The sequence below is a fragment of the Cupriavidus basilensis genome, assembly GCF_000832305.1.
Classification (GTDB): domain Bacteria; phylum Pseudomonadota; class Gammaproteobacteria; order Burkholderiales; family Burkholderiaceae; genus Cupriavidus; species Cupriavidus basilensis_F.
Genome location: NZ_CP010537.1, coordinates 3,815,235 through 3,833,818, shown reverse-complemented (window position 1 = coordinate 3,833,818; position 18,584 = coordinate 3,815,235). Strand labels below are relative to the sequence as shown.

The 18,584-nt window shown below is 57.5% G+C and carries 10 protein-coding genes; 7 read left to right on the top strand and 3 right to left on the bottom strand.

The window, feature by feature from the left end:
* Window positions 1-254: 254 nt before the first annotated feature.
* Entirely contained in the window at window positions 255-1,811 is a 1,557-nt protein-coding gene (locus RR42_RS37265; RefSeq protein WP_043357427.1) for a methyl-accepting chemotaxis protein, read from the bottom strand.
* 636 nt (window positions 1,812-2,447) lie between these two features.
* Here RR42_RS37265 and RR42_RS37260 point away from each other — a divergent pair.
* The 4 genes from RR42_RS37260 (at window position 2,448) to RR42_RS41575 (ending at window position 12,847) form a co-directional block, all read left to right on the top strand.
* Window positions 2,448-3,326, top strand: a complete 879-nt coding sequence (locus tag RR42_RS37260; RefSeq protein ID WP_043358649.1) for an OST-HTH/LOTUS domain-containing protein — start codon at window positions 2,448-2,450, stop codon at window positions 3,324-3,326.
* Between the two features lie 843 nt (window positions 3,327-4,169).
* A complete protein-coding gene (locus RR42_RS37255; protein WP_144410067.1) occupies window positions 4,170-8,126 on the top strand; it encodes an NACHT domain-containing protein in 3,957 nt (1,318 codons plus the stop codon).
* Between the two features lie 79 nt (window positions 8,127-8,205).
* Window positions 8,206-12,195: a DUF4365 domain-containing protein gene (locus tag RR42_RS37250; protein ID WP_082055264.1), complete on the top strand. Its 3,990-nt coding sequence runs from the start codon at window positions 8,206-8,208 to the stop codon at window positions 12,193-12,195.
* 406 nt (window positions 12,196-12,601) lie between these two features.
* Window positions 12,602-12,847, top strand: a complete 246-nt coding sequence (locus RR42_RS41575; RefSeq protein WP_043357423.1) for an AbrB/MazE/SpoVT family DNA-binding domain-containing protein — start codon at window positions 12,602-12,604, stop codon at window positions 12,845-12,847.
* 45 nt (window positions 12,848-12,892) lie between these two features.
* Here the strand turns inward: RR42_RS41575 and RR42_RS39365 are convergent, their stop codons facing one another.
* The gene (locus RR42_RS39365; RefSeq protein WP_269083426.1) at window positions 12,893-13,249 is read right to left on the bottom strand and encodes a helix-turn-helix transcriptional regulator; all 357 of its coding nucleotides are present in this window, start codon (window positions 13,247-13,249) and stop codon (window positions 12,893-12,895) included.
* 1,087 nt (window positions 13,250-14,336) lie between these two features.
* Here RR42_RS39365 and RR42_RS37240 point away from each other — a divergent pair.
* Both RR42_RS37240 and RR42_RS37235 read left to right on the top strand, forming a co-directional pair.
* Window positions 14,337-14,747, top strand: a complete 411-nt coding sequence (locus RR42_RS37240; protein WP_043357421.1) for a hypothetical protein — start codon at window positions 14,337-14,339, stop codon at window positions 14,745-14,747.
* Between the two features lie 723 nt (window positions 14,748-15,470).
* Window positions 15,471-15,788: a hypothetical protein gene (locus RR42_RS37235; RefSeq protein WP_144410066.1), complete on the top strand. Its 318-nt coding sequence runs from the start codon at window positions 15,471-15,473 to the stop codon at window positions 15,786-15,788.
* A 642-nt stretch (window positions 15,789-16,430) separates the two neighbouring features.
* On the opposite strand, the gene RR42_RS39355 is transcribed toward RR42_RS37235, so the two are convergent.
* Complete coding sequence (locus RR42_RS39355) at window positions 16,431-17,063, bottom strand: uracil-DNA glycosylase family protein (protein ID WP_158408352.1); 633 nt, start codon at window positions 17,061-17,063, stop codon at window positions 16,431-16,433.
* 155 nt (window positions 17,064-17,218) lie between these two features.
* Here RR42_RS39355 and RR42_RS37220 point away from each other — a divergent pair, with 155 nt between their 5' ends.
* Complete coding sequence (locus tag RR42_RS37220) at window positions 17,219-18,400, top strand: glycine zipper domain-containing protein (protein WP_144410065.1); 1,182 nt, start codon at window positions 17,219-17,221, stop codon at window positions 18,398-18,400.
* Window positions 18,401-18,584: the final 184 nt, after the last annotated feature.

Sequence of the window (18,584 nt, the reverse complement as noted above, 5' to 3'; positions counted from 1 at the left end):
GCCATCGTAAATGGGAATTAATCTCATTACAAGGAAAATTTTCAACTTATTTCGGAAGGGCTTCGCGGGCGGCGCGGCCGCCAGTTGCACACAAGCGTGGAAGGAAACACCGGGAGGGGACGCGGAAGAAGAAAACGTGCGCCGGGCAAGCGGGGAAAGTCCCCGGCGCACGCGAAGCGCGCAGTCAAGCGCGCGATGGCGGCGCCCGCCATGCCAAGCTTCGGGGCGCCGCTGGTTACTGCACTATGCGGATCTCAGGCGCCCGCCAGCCGGAACGTGCCAACGGCGCGGTGCAGCGCATCTGCCTGGTCTTCGAGGGAGGCGGCCGCGGCGGCTGCCTGCTCCACCAGCGCGGCGTTCTGCTGCGCCATCTGGTCCATCTGCGTCACGGCCTGGTTGACTTGCTCGATGCCGCCGGTCTGCTCTTCGGTGGCGGCGCGCATCTCTCCCATCAGGTCGGTCACGCGCTTGACCGCTTCCACGATCTCATCCATGGCTTGCCCGGCGGTCTCCACCAGCGCCGAGCCATCATCCACCCGTTGCGCGGAGTTGCCGATCAAGGCCTTGATCTCCTTTGCGGCGGTAGCGCTGCGCTGCGCCAGGCTGCGTACCTCGCCGGCCACCACAGCGAAGCCGCGGCCCTGGTCGCCCGCGCGGGCGGCTTCCACCGCGGCGTTGAGCGCCAGGATATTGGTCTGGAAAGCGATGCCTTCGATCACGCCGATGATGTCGACCACCTTGCCGGAGGCGGCCTTGATCTCGCCCATGGTGTTGACCACCTTGCCCACGATGACGCCGCCGCGCACCGCGATCTCCGATGCGCCCTCGGCCAGGCGGCTGGCCTGGCGCGCGTTGTCGGCGCTCTGGCGCACGGTGCCGGTGAGCTGCTCCATGCTGGCTGCGGTTTGCTCCAGCGACGCCGCTTGCTCTTCGCTGCGGCGCGACAGGTCAGCGTTGCCGGTGGCGATCTCCCTGGCCGCTCCGGCGATCGAATCCGCCGAGCCGCGGATGCTGCCGATGGCGCCGGTCAGGCGGGTTTGCATCTGCTGCATGGCGAACAACACGCTGTGGCTGTCGCCGGGAGCGGTGTGCACTTCGCTGGCCAGGTCGCCTTCCGCGATGCGCGCGGCGATGCGCGAAGTCAGCGCCGGCTCCCCGCCCAGCTGTTTATGCAGGCCGTTGGCGATGCGCACCACCACCACAGTCATCACCGTGCCGATGCCCAGCAGCAAGGCCAGCGACTTGAGCAGCGCCTGGCGGAACGCCGCGTCGATATCGTCCAGGTAGACCCCGGCGATGAAGTTCCAGTCCCACGGCTTGAAATTCGCCACGTAGCTCAGCTTGGGCTGCGGCGCCTCGGCGCCAGGCTTGGCCCACAGGTATTGCACGTAGCCCTGTCCCGGGCCCTTGCCGATCGCGGCAATATCGCGGAACAGATAAGTGCCCTTCGGGTCCTTGGTGTCTTCCATGTTCTTGCCGTTCATTTCCGGCTTGAACGGGTGCATCACCACGACCGCGTCGGAGCGCATCAGGGTGAAGTAGCCGTCCTCGCCAAAGCGGATGGCGCGCACGCGCTCCAGGGCCTGCTGCTTGGCCTCTTCCATCGGCAGCTTGCCGCTGCGCCCCAGTGCCTCGTACGACTGGACCATGGACAGCGCGGTTTCGGTGACGTGCGCCAGGTCGAGCTTTCTCTCCGCCAGGCGCAGCTCGCGCATCTGCCAGGCGTCCCATAGCGTCAGCCCGAGCAGGCAGACCCAGCTCAGCAGCAATGGCAACAGCAATTTTTTCCTCAGGCTCAGGTGCTCCAGCATTCTCTCCCCCCCCTTTTCTAAGTATCGATTTACGGCACTGCTGACGCGATATCGGCGGCACGGAGGACAAACTTGACGATCCCTCGCTAGGGGATTTCCCAGGTGCGGCAAGGCTTGCAGGGGAATCTGGCATTGACGTGCTTGCAGCTGCACAAATGATCTTCCTGCTGCGGATGACGCTGCACTTCAAGGGGCGTTCCGAGTATCCCGAGACAATAGAGTCGTTACCGAAATCACCCGGAAACCCTTTTACTACCGTCGCGCCACTGGGGTCTCCGGCAAGCGAAGTCGTTACTGCCGAATAAGGCACATGCATTGTTGCCTATAGGATGCATGACCTCAAACTACGAATACCTCGACCCCCACGACCTAGCCTCGCTACTAGGTGTGACTCCCGCGACCATCCGCCGTCGCGCGCGGCTTGCCCTTTGGACTTTGCTCCCAATTGCTCATCTGGGACCACGTTTCCCGTTGCGATGGCGACGGTCTGACGTCCTGCGGTGGCTTTTGGACCAGGCTGCATCAATTCCTTAACCCACCAGCAGTTTTTGACGACGCCGCTCACGAGTGCTCTATCATTCGCTTGCTAGAGTGCAATCCCACATGATTGCCACCCGGTGCGAGGTTAATGATTGTATGGACTTACTAACATCAGCCAGTCCCGATGCCCTGCTCGACCTCCAGCGCACCGTGCAGCGAAAGCTCGGGCGCTGCCTGCTTCGTCTCCAGCAGTACGAAATCCTTCTCAAATCGCTTGTCGCCAACCACGACATTGCCGGGCCACCTGCCCAGCTGCAGGCCATCCGCGACGCGCGGGTGGCGAGTGTCCAGAAACAGACCCTGGGTACTCTGGTGGGCATGCTTACTGAGAACTATCTGACCCCAAGCCAGGAAGACGATGCCGCCAGCGAAGATAAGTCGGGCGATGGCGGCCTTTGGGTCCGAGTCCGCTCTCAGATTGAGTTGGACCCCGAACGGTATGAAGCTATCAGGACGGCACTGAAGGAATTGGTAGACCTCCGCAATGAGCTAGTCCATCACTTCTTGGAACTCTTCAACATCTGGGATTTAGATGGCTGCAACGCCGCTGAAGCTTATCTTGACGCCAGCTTCCAGACCATCGATGGCCACTTCCTCACCCTGCGGGGCTGGGCGCAGACGATGGACCAAGCGCGGGCGTTTGCGGCGTCCTTCACGGCGACGTCGACGTTTGAGGACATGGTCGTCAATGGAATCTGGCCAGATGGGTCAGTGGATTGGCCAACAAGCAGGGCCGTCGCCTGCCTTCGGAAAGCGGAGGCCAAGTTCTCCGCAAATGGTTGGACGAAGCTCAATGCCGCCACAGCATGGATACGCGAGCAGCATCCGGACCAGCTGCCACAACGGTATGGCTGCGGTAGCTGGAGGCAGGTTATTCACGAATCGCGCCAGTTCGAGATTCGCAAGCAGGTGGCCAAGGACAGCGGCGGCAATGAGGTCTGGTATCGCAGTCGACCGGCAGAAACAGCGATATAGGACGGCAAGAGCAGCGTTCACGAGCCAGCCGTCCGACCAAATACCGGGCATGGACTGTCTCAACTACCTCGCGTGGGGAAGCGTTGCGAGTTGTTATGGAGGATGCAAGTATTCTCCATCTCCATGGGTAGTTATCCGGTCGCATTGCAGGAATATCTCGCCCTTACGACTTAGCGTCGCTCCTCGGAGTCACACCCGTGACCATCCTACGCCACGCCCATCTTGCCCCCTGGACCTTGCCACCGACCGCTCATTTGGGACCAAGTTTCCCTCTCCGTTGGCGAGGGGCAGATGTCCTCCAATGGCTTGGCGACCAGAGTGCAACTTAACTCAGGCCTAGCAGTCACGGCGAATTGGTCATAGCAACAAGACAGTTTGCGTGCACTCACAAGTGGAGTGGCGCGATGTTTATTTGACCGCTATCCGATTCGATGGACTGAGACGCTCGCTGCGGTAGCTGATTCAGCAGCGAATCGGGTTAGACTAGCCGAGTTACCTAAATGACACCGGACCGATGGGAGGCACCAAACCAATGGCCCCGCGGTGGTCACGGTCCTTGTACCCATACGAATGTTCGACCATAGCGAAAACGACGCGGACAGCGATTTTCTTGAGTCTGGGAGATATTGGACCCCACACGGGATGCCGATTCGCGTGGACGAGCATGGCTACACGGTGCTCGGTGAGAAAAATTGGCGGGCGTTCTACAACCCTCATCTAAGGGCAACTAACGAGCTCTTGGGGGCATCAGAGGTACTCGTTCTTCTCGGAGAACCGGGTTCGGGGAAGTCCTTTGAGCTAGGCAGACTTAAAAGCCAAGCCGAGGCAGCTGCCGCTCGTACCGTGCGCTTTATCGACCTCGGAAGATACGCAGACGCTGGAGTCCTCGACGCCGCCCTGCGGCGCGCCTTGAAGGATTGCATCGACGAGGGCATCCCGACCATCCTCTTTCTGGATGCCCTGGACGAGTGCCGCGTTAATATCAAGCGAGCCGAGACCGTAATTGAAGATGTGCTTCTCGAAGTCGACGCCAGCGCCCTGCGGATAGTTATCACCTGCCGCACACGTGCGTGGCCGCGTTCGTTGGAAGACACCTTGCGGCGCCATTGGCAATCGTTCAAAGAAAGCGCCATCAACATTTTCGAGATTGCTCCGTACTCACGAGGGCAAGTCGCAGCTGCGTTGAATGAGCGGGAAATTGGAGTGGCGGCCTTCTTTCAGTCCTTGTTGACTTCGGGAGCCTACGCGCTCTCCTTACAGCCTCTAGGACTGAGATTCCTGATTTCCCAGTTCGGAGACGGCGAGGTCTTCTCCTCAAGCAGATGGACACTTTACGAACGAGGCTGCGCAGCCTTGTTGAACGAATGCGAGCGTCGCCGTGAGTACGGAAATCTGTCGCTCCCGGATGGGCGTCTCCGGCTGCAGCTCGCGGGATTTGTCGCGGCTGCCGCTCTGCTAACCAACAAGACCGACATCCGGCTAGACGACTGTAATGAGGGCGAGTCCGAACAGTCGTGGCTAGACAATGACCAACTGATGCGCTTTCCACTCCGTTTTGGTGGGAGCGAGTGGTGTGCAAGCAGAGCGCAGTTTGCCGAAGTGTTGCATAGCGGACTGTTTACGGCAAGAGGCGGCGGAATTTTTACATTCACGCATCGCACGTACGCGGAATTCCTCGCGGCGCATTTCATCGCGTCCCTGGGGCTTTCCATCCCCAATGTCATGGCTCTCATTACCTTGCCAGACGGCTCCGGCAGACTGGTCCCACAGCTTCGCGAACTCGCAGCATGGTTAGGTCAGCAAAGCCAGCAACTCCTGTCTCTGGTTGTTTCCGCTGAGCCAATGCTAGTCTTTGACAGTAGCGTTTCGCTATCGGATGAGATACACGTAGGGAAGATTTTTGATGAGCTTACCCACTTGATTGAACGACGTAGATATCCCATCTACGACTACAAACTTATACGGTCATACTCGAAGCTGGCTCACCCATCGTTGCTCGAGAAGCTGCTGAAAATCCTTGGTGATAAGAGTCGAGTTGGTGCTTTGCGCCAATTTGCCGCCGATGTGGCTTCCGCGTGCGGACATGTAGACCAGATTCCATCGCTAGTTTCAATTGCACTTGATGCGGCGGAAGACTACGAGCTAAGACAAAGCGCGGCGAATGCCATCAGGGATTCTCAGTCCCAGCTTGCAAAGAAGGAAATCATTCCGTTGATGAAAGGTGGTTGCACTGAAGACGTCGACGATGAGTTGAAAGGAATTGCGCTTCACTGCGCCCTTGACATCGGAGACACCTTAGGCTCGCTCATCGAGCACGTTCAGCAGCGAAAGAACTCGAATCATTCCGGCGCATATGCGCACGCTTTGTATAGACTTCAAGATTTAGGCACGCTGTCCAGCGATATGCCGCATGTGCTGGGATGGCTGCACTTGGAATTTAGTCGCGAACATCTTGAACACAGTTGGGAGGACTTCGTTTTCCACATGTTCGGCAAAGCGGCGCTCATGGTCATGTCGTCAGACGAGTACTGGTATGAATTTGGAAAAGTGGCTTGGCTTGCGTTGTCAAATCACCACCGGCTATCTACCTCGCGAGAAACATCAGAATTCGACAAGGGTCTCGAGCTCGCCGAACGCCCTGAGCGTCGGCTAAAAGTCTTCGAATCCATCTTAGATGGGGCGACCGGCAATCCTCGGTCTGCAGCGGGAATATTACGATACGGAACTGGCCTGCTCACCGAGACTGACGGAGCATACCTGATTGCTACATACGAACGGGCCACTCACTCCGAATTCCAGCGGAGGATAATCGCCAACCTCATACTCGGATATCTGGGTGACGGTGACGGAACTGTTCGCGAGTGGCTGCTTGAGTCAGCTGGCCCCCACGCCAAAGTTCGCGATGCCCTGCTTGCTGACGTCAGTACTGATTACATCGACGCTGTCGTGCTCAACTCGGACAAGGCAAACAAGGCTAGGGAGACGCTTGCGCTTATGCGTAGGCTTGACACTCCTTCACCCCCGACGGCTCCCAAGGGAAGTTCACTCGAACTTCTATTAGCAGCGCTCACGCGAGCTGAGAGCGGAGATACGTGGGAGTGGCTCAACATGCTGTCGTATCTTCGTTTCGAAGAAGACTTTCTCGGCTATTACACGTTCTCGTGTGAAGTTACGACCTCCCCGTTATGGGCAACGCTGGACGAAGGGGTCCAAAGACGAATATGTACTTGCGCCGCTGCGTATCTACGGGATGCTGGGCCAGTTGAACGAGACTTGGCGCCCAATCAATCGCATCAGCAGGAGGACGGAGGCATCGCGGCCCTAGTATTGCTGCATACAATGAATCTGCATGGTTCAACTGGTTTCATGGACTTGCTGGTGAAATGGGCTCGTGGCGTCGCACGATACAATCTCGACGGGCAACCTCGCGCCGTTATCAACCGGTTGCTGGACATGGCGTTAAGGCATTCTCCTGACGACATGATGCAAATCCTTTCGGATGTGTGCCATCAATATCTGAAAGCCGACTTGGCACGCCTCCCCGATTTTGCCGAAGGGTTCATGCCCCAACCGCTGCGACGGCAACTAGAAGTGCTGCTACCAACGCTGCAAAGTGAATCCGCATTCTTAGCGTTGTGCAAGTTTCTGGATAAGAACGGCAGTCAAGCAGCGGCAATTAACTCATTGGTCGCTCGCGTTGATACTCTGCCGGACTTGTCAGTGCCGTTCGCTACAAGTTGTATGGCCCTGCTGGCACGACGAAAGCCCGAGCGCATGCTCAACTCCATTTGGCTACGCCTGCGCGCCTTGCCGCAAGCCGTAGCGGCACTAGCGGCAGAAATGCAAGTCTCGGTTTCGGGTCATGCTGTGCCCCTGCTGCTCATTGATGCCGAAGTCACGGAGCAGATTTTCGAGATACTGGAGGGGGACTATCCCTCTTCGTCTGATATCGCCTACGGAGGCATCGTCAAGTGGCAGCACTATGTACAACACTTTAGAAATGCCTGCCTCTATAGTCTGCGCGAACTGGCCAGTCGTGAAAGTATCGCTGCTCTCCAAAGAATTTCGGAGCGTTATCCTGACCGAATGTGGATTGCATCTCTTTTGCACGATGCTGAGCAAAAGGCCGTTCGCGATTCCTGGATTCCATATGATGTGCAAGAGGCCTTAGCGGCCTTGGGCATTGCCAAGGGCAGGGTTGTCCGAACTGAGCGCGAACTCCACCTAGCCGTGGTAGGCGAGCTTGTGCTAATCGCAGAGAAAATCTCGGGGCATTCGGCACAACCTGCCGTCTATTTCCTTTGGGACGAAGCTTCCAAACGTCCGAAGCACGAACCTCGGCTTTGTGACTGGTTGACCATAGAATTGCGCGACCGCCTCTCGACACGAGGAGCAATTGTGAATCGCGAAGTTCAAGTGCGGTCGCACAGCCCCACCGGCATCGGCGAGAGAACGGACATTCTTGTCGAAGTGTCAGCTGCGACAGGCGGTGACGTGCAGCGACCTATCCGAGTAGTGATTGAAGTCAAAGGTTGCTGGAACGATGACCTGCTGTCTGCGCCAGCCTCACAGTTGCGCGATAACTATATGAACGCATTCGGTACCGGTGTCGGAATATATCTTGTCATGTGGTTCATGTGTGACACTTGGTCTGACGATGACCGCCGGAAGAAAGTTGCCCGAAGGCTTGTACCGAGCGGAACCGCAGAGGAATGCCTAAGGGTCATATCTTCCGCGTGCGACGAGGCTTCATCGGAAACTACGCTGTTAAGCCCATTCGTCTTTGACTGCACCTTCTAGGGCGACGCGACGAACCTACCCGAATAAGTTCTGCGCTCTACACCAGTCCCCTGCAATCTCCACCGATTACCTAAAGCCCATGTCGCACGAAGCAGCCCTTCCGAAGGAAAGTGAAGCCCAACGAATTGGGCAGCGAGCGAACAAATGCTTCTCTGCACGTCACCCTGAGACTTGGCGCGCGCGGTCGTTGGAAGGTACTGACGACGTTGGCCTCGACTACCACGTCCAACTTGTGGATGGCGAGCGCTACGTTGCCGCTTTCCACGTTCAACTCAAAGGGAGCGAATCGCCCGCGATAAACGTATCCGGTGAGTTCTACTCGATATCCCTCAGTAGAAGTACGGTGAACTACTACGCGCGAGTTACGGAGCCGATTCTCCTCGTGTACTGTGACCTCAGCGTAGACCTCAAGAGTGCTCCCGCGTGTCCAGCATTTTATGTATGGATTCACGAAGAGCTGAAACGATTTCGCAAGGATGGTCGGGACAAATCTGAATCTGACAGTCTAACGGTTCGGGTACCTGTCGCGAATCAGCTGACCGAGGAGACGGACCTGCGTGCCGACGTCGATGCCAACCTTCGCCTTCACAAGGTTGCGACGACTTTGGACGAAGTGGTGGAAGCCAAGCTGCCGTCGGCGGCTCCGGACGAGCGCGCCACTCTTCTTGAGGGCGTGGCTACGGGTCTTGCGCAGTACAGCGGGACGTTGCTCGAGGTCATGGCGTCACCGGTGACTACACCATGGCCGACGGCTCCTCGCGATTCCATCGCTGGAAAACTAGATGAGGTCGGCCGGCGCCTTGCCATCGGTGCGATTGACAAAGCATCTGTGCTTCTGGAAACGCTGGAGCCATATTTCGACGGTATGACGCCGCTTGAGAAGGCGGAGTACCTGTACTGTCGTGGGAGATTGCACTCTCGCAGTTCGGACGAAACCCAGGCCACGGCTGACTATGCGCTGGCCTGCCGGCATTCCGGTGATGCTCCTAGATACTTGACCGCTTGGGTCGAGGCGGAACTTTCGCTCAGGTATCAACCCGAAAAGCAATGCGACGTATCTGACCTCAAAGCGCGCTTGCAGACGGACGCTCCAGACGTCAAGGCGACTCTCGCTCGCCTAATGGCGATTGAAGGAGACTTCGACGGAGCCGCCGAACTGCTGGACACGCTCCCTCGCAGGGATGCGCTTAATACCCGCGCTATCGTTGCCGGCTTAGAGGGCAAGCACGAGGAGGTCGTACGCGTTTGCGATGAAGGCATCGCCCAGAAGCAGCTTGATTTGCATAGCCAGCAGCTGTTTCATATTCTGCGAGCCCGCGCTAACTTCAGGCTGTCAATGCCTTCAACGCGCGAGGTTGTCGGTGAAATTTTTATCGCGTCGATGACCGGACCCGCTGACCTCGACGTCACACGATTGCAGGCAGTGTGGAATGATGTACAAACAGCTATCGACTTGCTACGTCGGGCTGGCTGGTCGGGCAACCTGGAGTTTCTCGCGGACATATGGGCAGCTGCCGCTCTTATGTTGGGGAGGGCGGAGGAGACTATTGATGCGGCTAAAGAGGCGGCTGAGGCTCGTCCAACGTTACCCACAATGCAGTGGGCGCTCGAGATGCTGGCAATTCATCTCGAAGATTACGACGCAGCTCTTCTGGCGAATCAGCGCCGACCAGATTCGGCAGAGCGCATTTTCAAGCGAATCGGCATACTGCATCAGACGAAGAGATACCGCCCGTGCTTGGAAGAAGTTGAAGGCGCATGTGACTCGCTGCCCCAGGACCATGACCTGTATCCAGTGTCTTTGGCACTTGGCGTCCTGTCTGGCGATACTCTCTTCCTTGCAGACCGAGCTGAAGCTCTGGCCACTCGGTTGCGAAGCAAGCCACAGTGGGCGAGCCATGTAGCAATTCTTGGCTATTTCCGTGCGACTGCACGTAACGTGTTGGCCAAAGATGAGGCCCTGAAGCGGTTGATGGTCGACTATGAAGAACAAGGGAAGCCCAAGGCCATCGCCTTCCAGCTGTTTCACTTACTCGACGCGACTAAGCACAACGAAGCAGAATTCTGTATAGACATCTCGGCACGGATTCGTGAGCTCCAGCAGCTTTCGATTGAAGGAGAGTTCGTGCTAGCGCAAGCGTACGCGACGCTTGCCAAGTGGGACGACTTGCTGTTTGTTGCTAATCGGGCAATCGAAAGATTCGCACATATCGGTCGCTTCTCTGCCATCAAGGCGTTCGCACTCGACAAACTTGGTCGGACTGCCGAGGCCCTTACCGAGGTCCGTAAGCTTCTCGATAGCAATGTCTCTGACCGACTAGCGGTCGACACGTATGTCAACATCGTGACGCGGTGTGGTTTTATAGATGAGGCCCTAGAACTTGCGGAGCGACTTCTTGACCAAGAGGTCGATAGAGCACGACGCGTCGATTGTCTGCGGCTGCTGTTCACGCTGCTTCATACGAAAGAGCCTGGGAGCCAGCGAGCAATAGAGGTTGCGTGGGAAATGGGGCGGAATGTCGACCAAAATGACGAAGTTGCCGAGGGGCAGTTTCTCGGAACATTCCTAACGGCGACGATACGTGGCGATGTCCCATTTTCACCAGAGAGGGCTGCCGAATTCCAGCGGCGTATGACGGCCTTTACGGACCGCTGGCCTGAGTCCCGCATATTGCGTCACGGCACGCTGCCGGAGAATCCCACTTTCCATGACATCGAGCGCATGCTTAAGGAGGTGCTGGGTAACTACGAGGAGCGGCGCGCTTGGCAGACAAAAACAGAAAGGGAACTTGGTCGCGGTGACCTACCAATCCCCTACGCCTGGCGGCCACGGGCCATCCTGGTGAACGTTCGCGACATCGGGGAACTCTGGGAGATTGGAAAGAAGTCAAAGAAGGATGCGCTGCAGTACCACCTGTCAATGATTGCGGGTACATGGACTCCGCGTGCTCGTCACGATGTCGCAACGGCGGTACCGCTCCTCGACCTTACCGCGCTCTTTGTCCTGCAAGACTTAGAGCTGTTTGACGTGCTATTTGAGATTTTTCCTGTTATCGCGATTAGCCAGGCGACTCTGCTGGAGATTCAACAGAGCGCTTCGCCGATAACAGGGTCGTTTGTCCGACAACGCTACACGAAGCTGATTGAGGAACTCAAGCGCCGATTCGAGAAAATTCAGCAGCCGGTGAACCATACGCCGGCGGAGGAATCTGGTCCGATAGGAAGGTTGCTCACTGAGGATACGCGCAGCCTTGCTCAGTTGGGCAGGTATTGGATTTACTCGGACGATGCGCTATTGCGTATCTATGCAACGGAATCGGAGGAAACGGCTGCTCGAGGGCTCTGTACGCTTGACCTGCTGGCAATCGCTGACGAGATGGGGTTAATGACACCGCAACAGGTGAGCGAGAAACTTGGGCTTTTGTGCTCATGGAACGTTGGAATTGCTATCACACCTCGCTACCTGCTTGCGAGCCTTCCCACCAATGCAGGAGAGGCAAAAAGTGCCAGCAGCGCTATTGACGCAATCCGGGGCAGTGATACCTGTACAGCGATTTTCGAGGGTATCTGGAATGTCAGAAAACCCTATATCGACATCGCGGCCCATGCGTCTGCTCTGTTGGCGGACCTTATCGCCGAGAAGGAGAACAACCTAACGGCGATATCCGCAATCGTCGGCCTGTGGCTCGGAAAGGCGAGGCTTCGCGTAGATGCTGGCGAGACTACGCCCATCCAGCGGCTTGCGTTACTTGTCGCCACGGCCGCTCGTCAATCGAAGAAAATCACTCAAGACATGGCACGCCGTTTCTGGGCTGTATACAACGCAGTCACCGAATTTGAGCATGGCGACCGGATGGACGAACAGCGTGAGAGGGAGGCCATTGAAACGATGGCCCACTGCTGCGCGGGCATAGACCATGTAGCTCAAAAGTCGGAGGCCGCAAGCCGCTCTCGTGACGCGATGCTTTCAGGGCTCACTGGCGGCACCGCTGACTACGAGCGATTCAACGAAGCGTACACCCGTGCCCTTATCAATTTGCGGTCAACTCGGTCAAAATCTTTTCCGTGAGCCCCGGAGTTTATGGCCAAGTATTTTGGCTGGGATGGCTACTCCCGAACTCGCCAAGAGGCTGCTGGACAAGTTTGGAACATTGAGCATCGCGCTGGCCCGGAGACCGTTTTCGAGGACGTGGCCTGGTTGCCCTATAAATACCTCGCCAAGTAGCTGGACGAAAGGTCAGCGCCCCCAGCCAAGCTCTCGAATCACGAATCCTGTTGCGTGCAAAGCGAACTCGGGGTCCAAATTTGACGCCGCCCGCAAGCTGTACCGCACCTGGTTCTTGTTGGACTTGCATCTCCCGGCAAACGCTCTACACTGGGTCACGCGCACCTGCGGCGCCAACCCTCCCGCCACCAAGCAGAACAACATTCTGGCGACAAATTTCCCCACTCACGTGTAGCTCAAGGACGAGACGATGTACGTGCGAATCGCGAAACTGGGAAACAGTCTCGCGCTACGTATCCCCGCCGATTACGTTCGGCTCCTAGGCCTCAAGGAGGGGGACCGAGTGCAGGTCACGCTGACTGCGGACGGCGGCATCAACGTTTGCGCCGCAAAATGGAACCGCAGGGCCTTCGCGCAGGAGCTGGAGGCAATGCGTCAGGCGATGCCAATGACCGAGTCTGTCGTGGAAGAACTGCGGCGCAGAGCGCGTTACTGATGGCACTTGTCTCCTCAAAGCGAGCCCCAATTTTTGTTGGCGGCGTCACGAACGCGATTTTGGAGCGGTCCGAGCAGAGGACGGTTCCTCCGGCTTGGCAGCCTCATTCTGGCGAATCTTGCTCCGGAAGTGCTCATCGGGGTGGTCGTAGCGCCCAGAGTCAACTCCTGCTCGGCGAGGAGACGGTGCTCCCTCGGACTGTTTGACTCGTGCAGCCAGGCAAGCCTCCACGGCGGACGCTCGGATGCGCCGACGTCCGTCGCCAGTCACAACGACCTCACCCAGCTTACCTGCTTCGCAAAGCATTGAGACATACGGTCGGCTGACTTCGAGCCGGGCAGCAACTTCGGCGATGGTCAGCAGCGCGTCTCCGGGCGGCTGCGTGGCGGAGTGGCATATCATCGTTCTCTCCATTGCCTAGCTACAGTGTAGTGTCCGAAGACGTGGCCTACGAGGGCGACCGCCAAAAGGGACCGCCAGCTGCATCTGCAAGTAGCTATCGAGCCTTGCAGGCAATGGTTCCCATTACGTTTGTCCAACGGCGCACCTTGTCAGGATGCACTCAACCTAACCGCACTTCAGCGTCGGCGGAAGTCCTGGGCGCCTATCTCCGCGCGGCCTTGCATCTCCCGGCAGACGACCTACACTGCAGTCACGCGCCCCCGCTGGCGCACGCCAAACGTTGCCGCTACAAGCAGAACTATAAACTGGCAACAAATCTCCCAACCAACGCACGCACGCGCTCCAAGCTCAGGCCTGTTGCGCGCCGATATGCGTCACTGCGCGTCTTTCCATTTGCCGCGAGTAACTTCGCTGGCGGGGAAACGTGTGTTGCGTCGATGCGCGCGGGTGTACTTGCTGGTAATCCTGCCTATCGCCGATTCCGTGCGAACACAGGTAGCAGTGTAGTACTCCCGGCAACTCATCGTATTTTCCTTGTGACAAAGGAGAAGCTACTATGCCCATTTGGCCCGTTGCCTCCGTTGACGAACAGCCGCATCTCACGCTCCGGCACTGGAGAGTTATGGAGACAGAGCTCAGCGAGCGGCATTTTGTAGGCTACTGCCTGGAGAATCGGGATGGGCGTGTGAGTTCAGCGATTGTGTCATTTGATGCCACGACCAGAACAGGCATTACCAGAAGCGGACGCAGATACTTGCTGGCAGGCGGTCCGGGCGTTGACGGCGATGCAGAGTACGTCTGGAACTTCTGGGCTTCCTACAATCATGTAACTGAAGCCAGGGATGTCACCACGGAGTACATTGCTCCCTCGGAGCATGCTTCATGACGGGGGTGTCCCATCATGTTAACGAACATCATCAATAACGCGCTCCATGCCGCAGTTCCTCCGTGATTGGCTCAGTCATTGGCATAGCGTCACGCGTCGACTGTAGCTTACGCGGTGCTATCGCACCACGCTTCCCTGGCAGCAAGCCGCGCTCCGTCCCGCATTGCGGGCGGTTACTTGTAGTCTAGTCAGGAGAGCTGCATGACTTTCAGCATTACTCAACTCCCTGCTGAGCTTGTCGCGCAGCTTGGGGTGAGACCGGAGTTGACTCAAAGCATGGCTTGCGCGATTGGAGCGCTCTGCGCGCAAGGTCCTGCGTCCGTCAAGGCTGTCGTGAGTTGCTCGGCCGCGGCACTTGGCCGCATCATCGAGGCCGGCGTTGTCATGACTGCAGAGTGCGCTGGCAGCGAGGGAACGACGCCGCCTGTCGATGAGCAGGAGCCAATACCAGAGAATAAAGGCGACACTGCAATCAGTGATGCGCTCAATGTGTTGAGCCGAGAGCTATCGGAACGGAGGCTCTCACGTGACATCTTTGACACGCGGGTGGTGCGAACTTCGTTCGGCGGCGTCGCGGCAGTCGTAGTGAAAGTGGGAGAGCGGGAGCCCTAGCAGGCGTTGCCACTTGCGTCTTCGTGGATAGTTGAGCCTATACTCAGCATCTCGCACGGTAGCCTTGAACTCGCTCACAAACTGACTACACTTCAACCGTGCGCTCTGCTGGCGCACGCCAATCGTTGCCGCCACAAGCAGAACTACACTCCCTGGCAACAATCTTCCCAACCTTGCAGGCAACCACCCACGCGCGGCGAAGCCCTTTGCTTCCCTGTGCCCAATGCTGACGACGAGTCGGTCTTGGGCCGGACGCCGCATGGGTTAGCGCTGTACGCATTCAGCCATTGATACTAGATGGCTGTGGATAGGCTTGTTCGCAAGGAACCTGTGCTAACGCGGGAGGATACTCATGCCTACCCGGACATCACTCGATGTGGCCGCACAGCCGAAAGTTTGGCTAACGACTTGGCGCGTGTTGGAGACGGACTACGGGACGCGGCATTTCATTGGCCACAGCGTAGAAGATAACATTGGGCGTGTGAGTACGCCCATTTCCAGTTTCGACAGAGAGAAGCGTACCGGTAGGACGTTAAACGGACGTGTGTACAAATTGCTGGGGCCACCTGGGCTTGATGAAGAAGCTGTCTACGTCTGGGAGCGCTACTCGCGAATTTGGCGATTCGCGGCAGCAAAAGACGTGAGCGAGGAGTATTTCCTGCCGGCTTCTGGTGACTCTGCGCTTACGCACTGAGGCTGACGAAACGAGAAAAGGAGAGGCGCGTGGCTCGATGGATATCAACTCCTGAGGACCTGAATGGTGATGCTCATCTCAGGGAATGGCACGTGATGCTCACCCACGCCGGTACAAGGCACTACGTTGGCAAGTGTGCTCGCACTGGATACTACCGTGTCAGCCCTCCCCTCGTGTCGTTCGATGCGAGGAGCAAGATTGGACGGACAGAAGACGGGTATTCCTTCATCTTGGGCGGCTACGCTGGAAAGGAAGAAGGAATATGGATGTTGTTCTGGCTGGTTGCCATGTGGAAAAACAAGGTGTCCGGCGCAAAAGACATTACGGGCGAGTACCTCATGCGCTAGGGCCGTAGGCGCTGGTGTGCGCCGCTCAATAGGCTGGCAGAAGACGCGCCAGCAGCGGCTATGGCTGAATGGCCGAGATGCATTCTGAACTTACTATGCTAGCAAACGTACGGAACACCGCGGCCAACTCGGAGCGTGAGCTAATCGAGGGCTGGCGCGTACTTGCGACTTACCGAGGAGAGCGCCACCTTGTAGGCAAGTTCTCCAAGGCTGGTAGGTATTGGGCAACTGCTCGCATCGTTGAGTTTGACTCTGCCACTCTCACCGGGACGACCGATGGCGGAGGGGTCTATGTTCTTGTCGGGGAACCAGGGACCGCAGAGGCAGCGGAGCTCTTTGTAGAGCTCTGTGCGGTATTTGACGAAAGACTGGTGGAAACAAGGGACGTAACAATGGAAGTTCTAGCTCGCACAGACAGGATTTCGTTGCGTCGGATACTCGAGCCCGTGCCAGCGGACGTATGGGATGCAGTTATCGACACCGGCCCCTGCTAACGAAACGAAACTATGCGCGGCGCATTCGTGCTGAGTATGCACAGTTTGCCTTAGCTGGTCCGAGGGCCACCCGGGAATTCGGTGCCGGCGAACCTCCTGAACACTACTTCCAGCAGGCACTACGAGCCAAGCAGGCACGTCTAAAGGTCTAGGCTATCTGTAGGTGTTGGCGGATTCGGTCTGCAAAGACGGGTAGGTCCCGACCCGGGTTGAATTGCTCTTTCTTCCTACCTAACCCGCTGAGGTGGTAGTAAGTCAGTATTTGCATATTTCCAACTTGCACGTTTTGCTCTGCGGGCGGCACATTCGGCTTCAGCGTCATGCCGTAGGTGCGTTCGACGAAGTCCACAGTATCCTTCCCGTGGAAAAATAGCACGCGGGGCTGACAGTAATCGATAAGCTTCAGAAGTTGCATTTCGTGACGGCGAAGTTCACGCTTGGGGACACACCTCCATTTGGGCGCTGGGTACCAGCAAATGTTTGTTACCAGGCATTTTTCCGCACCTATCAACGAGGTCAGCTCATTGATGGATTTTTTCGTCTTCGTTTGCCCTGTTCTGTGTTTGGCCCTGTAACGGCTGTAGAAGAGTTCTGGCTCTTTGGTTAGGCCATTCCAGTACTCCTCGAATCCGGAAAACTCTTCCCACAGGGCTGTCGCCGGATTCAACCCAATAATGAAGCAGGATGCTTGCCTCCAATTGGTGTTCGGGCTAAACGGTCGAAGGTAAGGCCCGCCAACGACGTTGCAGTGAAGCTTCAGGTTAACCTCAAAATCTGCCATAGCCATGCATCATTATTGAAACAGAGTTGAAGCTTCGCCGAGATTTTTTCGACTGTCGAAGTTATAGGAGCTTTTTGGATTTTTTGTCGAGATGTCTTACTCTGGTAGGGCACGCATCGCTACAAACTCAACAGCCCCAACCTAATTGTTCTCTCATGCCACGCTCTAACAAGTCTAACCCGAAAGCAGCGGCCGAAAAGGGGCGAGGGGAAAAAGAAACCAAGGCTGCGCAACTCGCCAAGGCTCAACCCGTGTACCAGGCTGCGAACAGCCGCGCCAGGGAGGCATCGGCGGTCCTGGACAAAACCATCTCTGCGGTGAAAAAGTGCAATCGGTCCAAGCGCCCGTTGGCGTCCAAAGCTGGCTGTCACTTCGAGGACGCGTTGGCCGGGTCTTTCGACGCCAACGCTGTGCTGGCCGGGTCTGAGCTGCGTGCGGTCAAGGACCACTATCAGCACAGGGTCAAGGACATCAACATACACCGTAAAGGCAAGGTAGTGAAGAGCTACCAGGCCAAGAACACGGCGGACAATGCTAAGGCAGTCTTGATGGGGGACTACGATTCGGTAGGGCTCGTCGTCCCGACTGACACGGTCACCAGCGCCAAAGCAAGCCTTCGGGAGAAGGGGCAACGCTGGAGCAAGAAAGAAATCCCCTTCGCGAAGAAGCAGGCCTCCCGCGCCGATGCGGCAGCAAAGCGGCTGACCGACAAGATTTCAGCTGGCAACGTCAGCAGCGACAAGTTCACGACCGACGAGATGAAGCGACTTGCACGGGGTGACTTGGTCCCGCTAGTCCGGCGCAAGCTTATCCTGGAGCGCAGGGCCGCGGTCAAGAACGGTGCCATCGTGGGAGCGGTAGTAGGCGGAACCTACAGCGCGGTTCGCCAAGCGAGTAGGGTGCGCAAAGGGGAGGTGAGTGCCGGCCGCGCCTTTGTTGAGGTTGCCAAAGCCACCGCAGTGGGGGCTGCAGAGGGCGGCGCGTGGGCATTGGGCGCTCAACTGCTAAAAGAAGTTGTGACCAAGCATGCGCCCAAGGCGTGGGCCAAGGGAACAAAAGTGATGCGAACAGCCCCTGCTCTTGTGCTATTGGCTGACCTTAGTATCAAGGCTTATCGAAGGGAGCTGACGGTAGCAAGCGCAATAGACTCGACCGTGGAATGTGGCTCGGCGTGGGCCGGCGCGGAATTGGGCGCACTAGCGGGGTCTCTGGTTACACCTGGCCTCGGCACGGCGGCTGGCGCCCTGGTAGGAGGGCTTGTCGGGGCCCTAGGGGGAGAGCGCCTCTTCAAGGCCCTGTGGCGAGGGAAGGCGGCGCCAACGCCCGCGCGGTGCTAAACCCGAGTGCCGCAAAAGGCAATGGCCCGCCGGTCTTTGCTTGGTACTACTGGGCTCAATCGCTTCATACGCCGGGCGTCACGTAATCGCCTAGGAACGGGTCTACGACGCCCTTTATGGAGTCCTCAAGCTCTGCTTGCGGTACAAATAGGCCGATGGATGCGTGGAGATGCAAGTGCCTCGC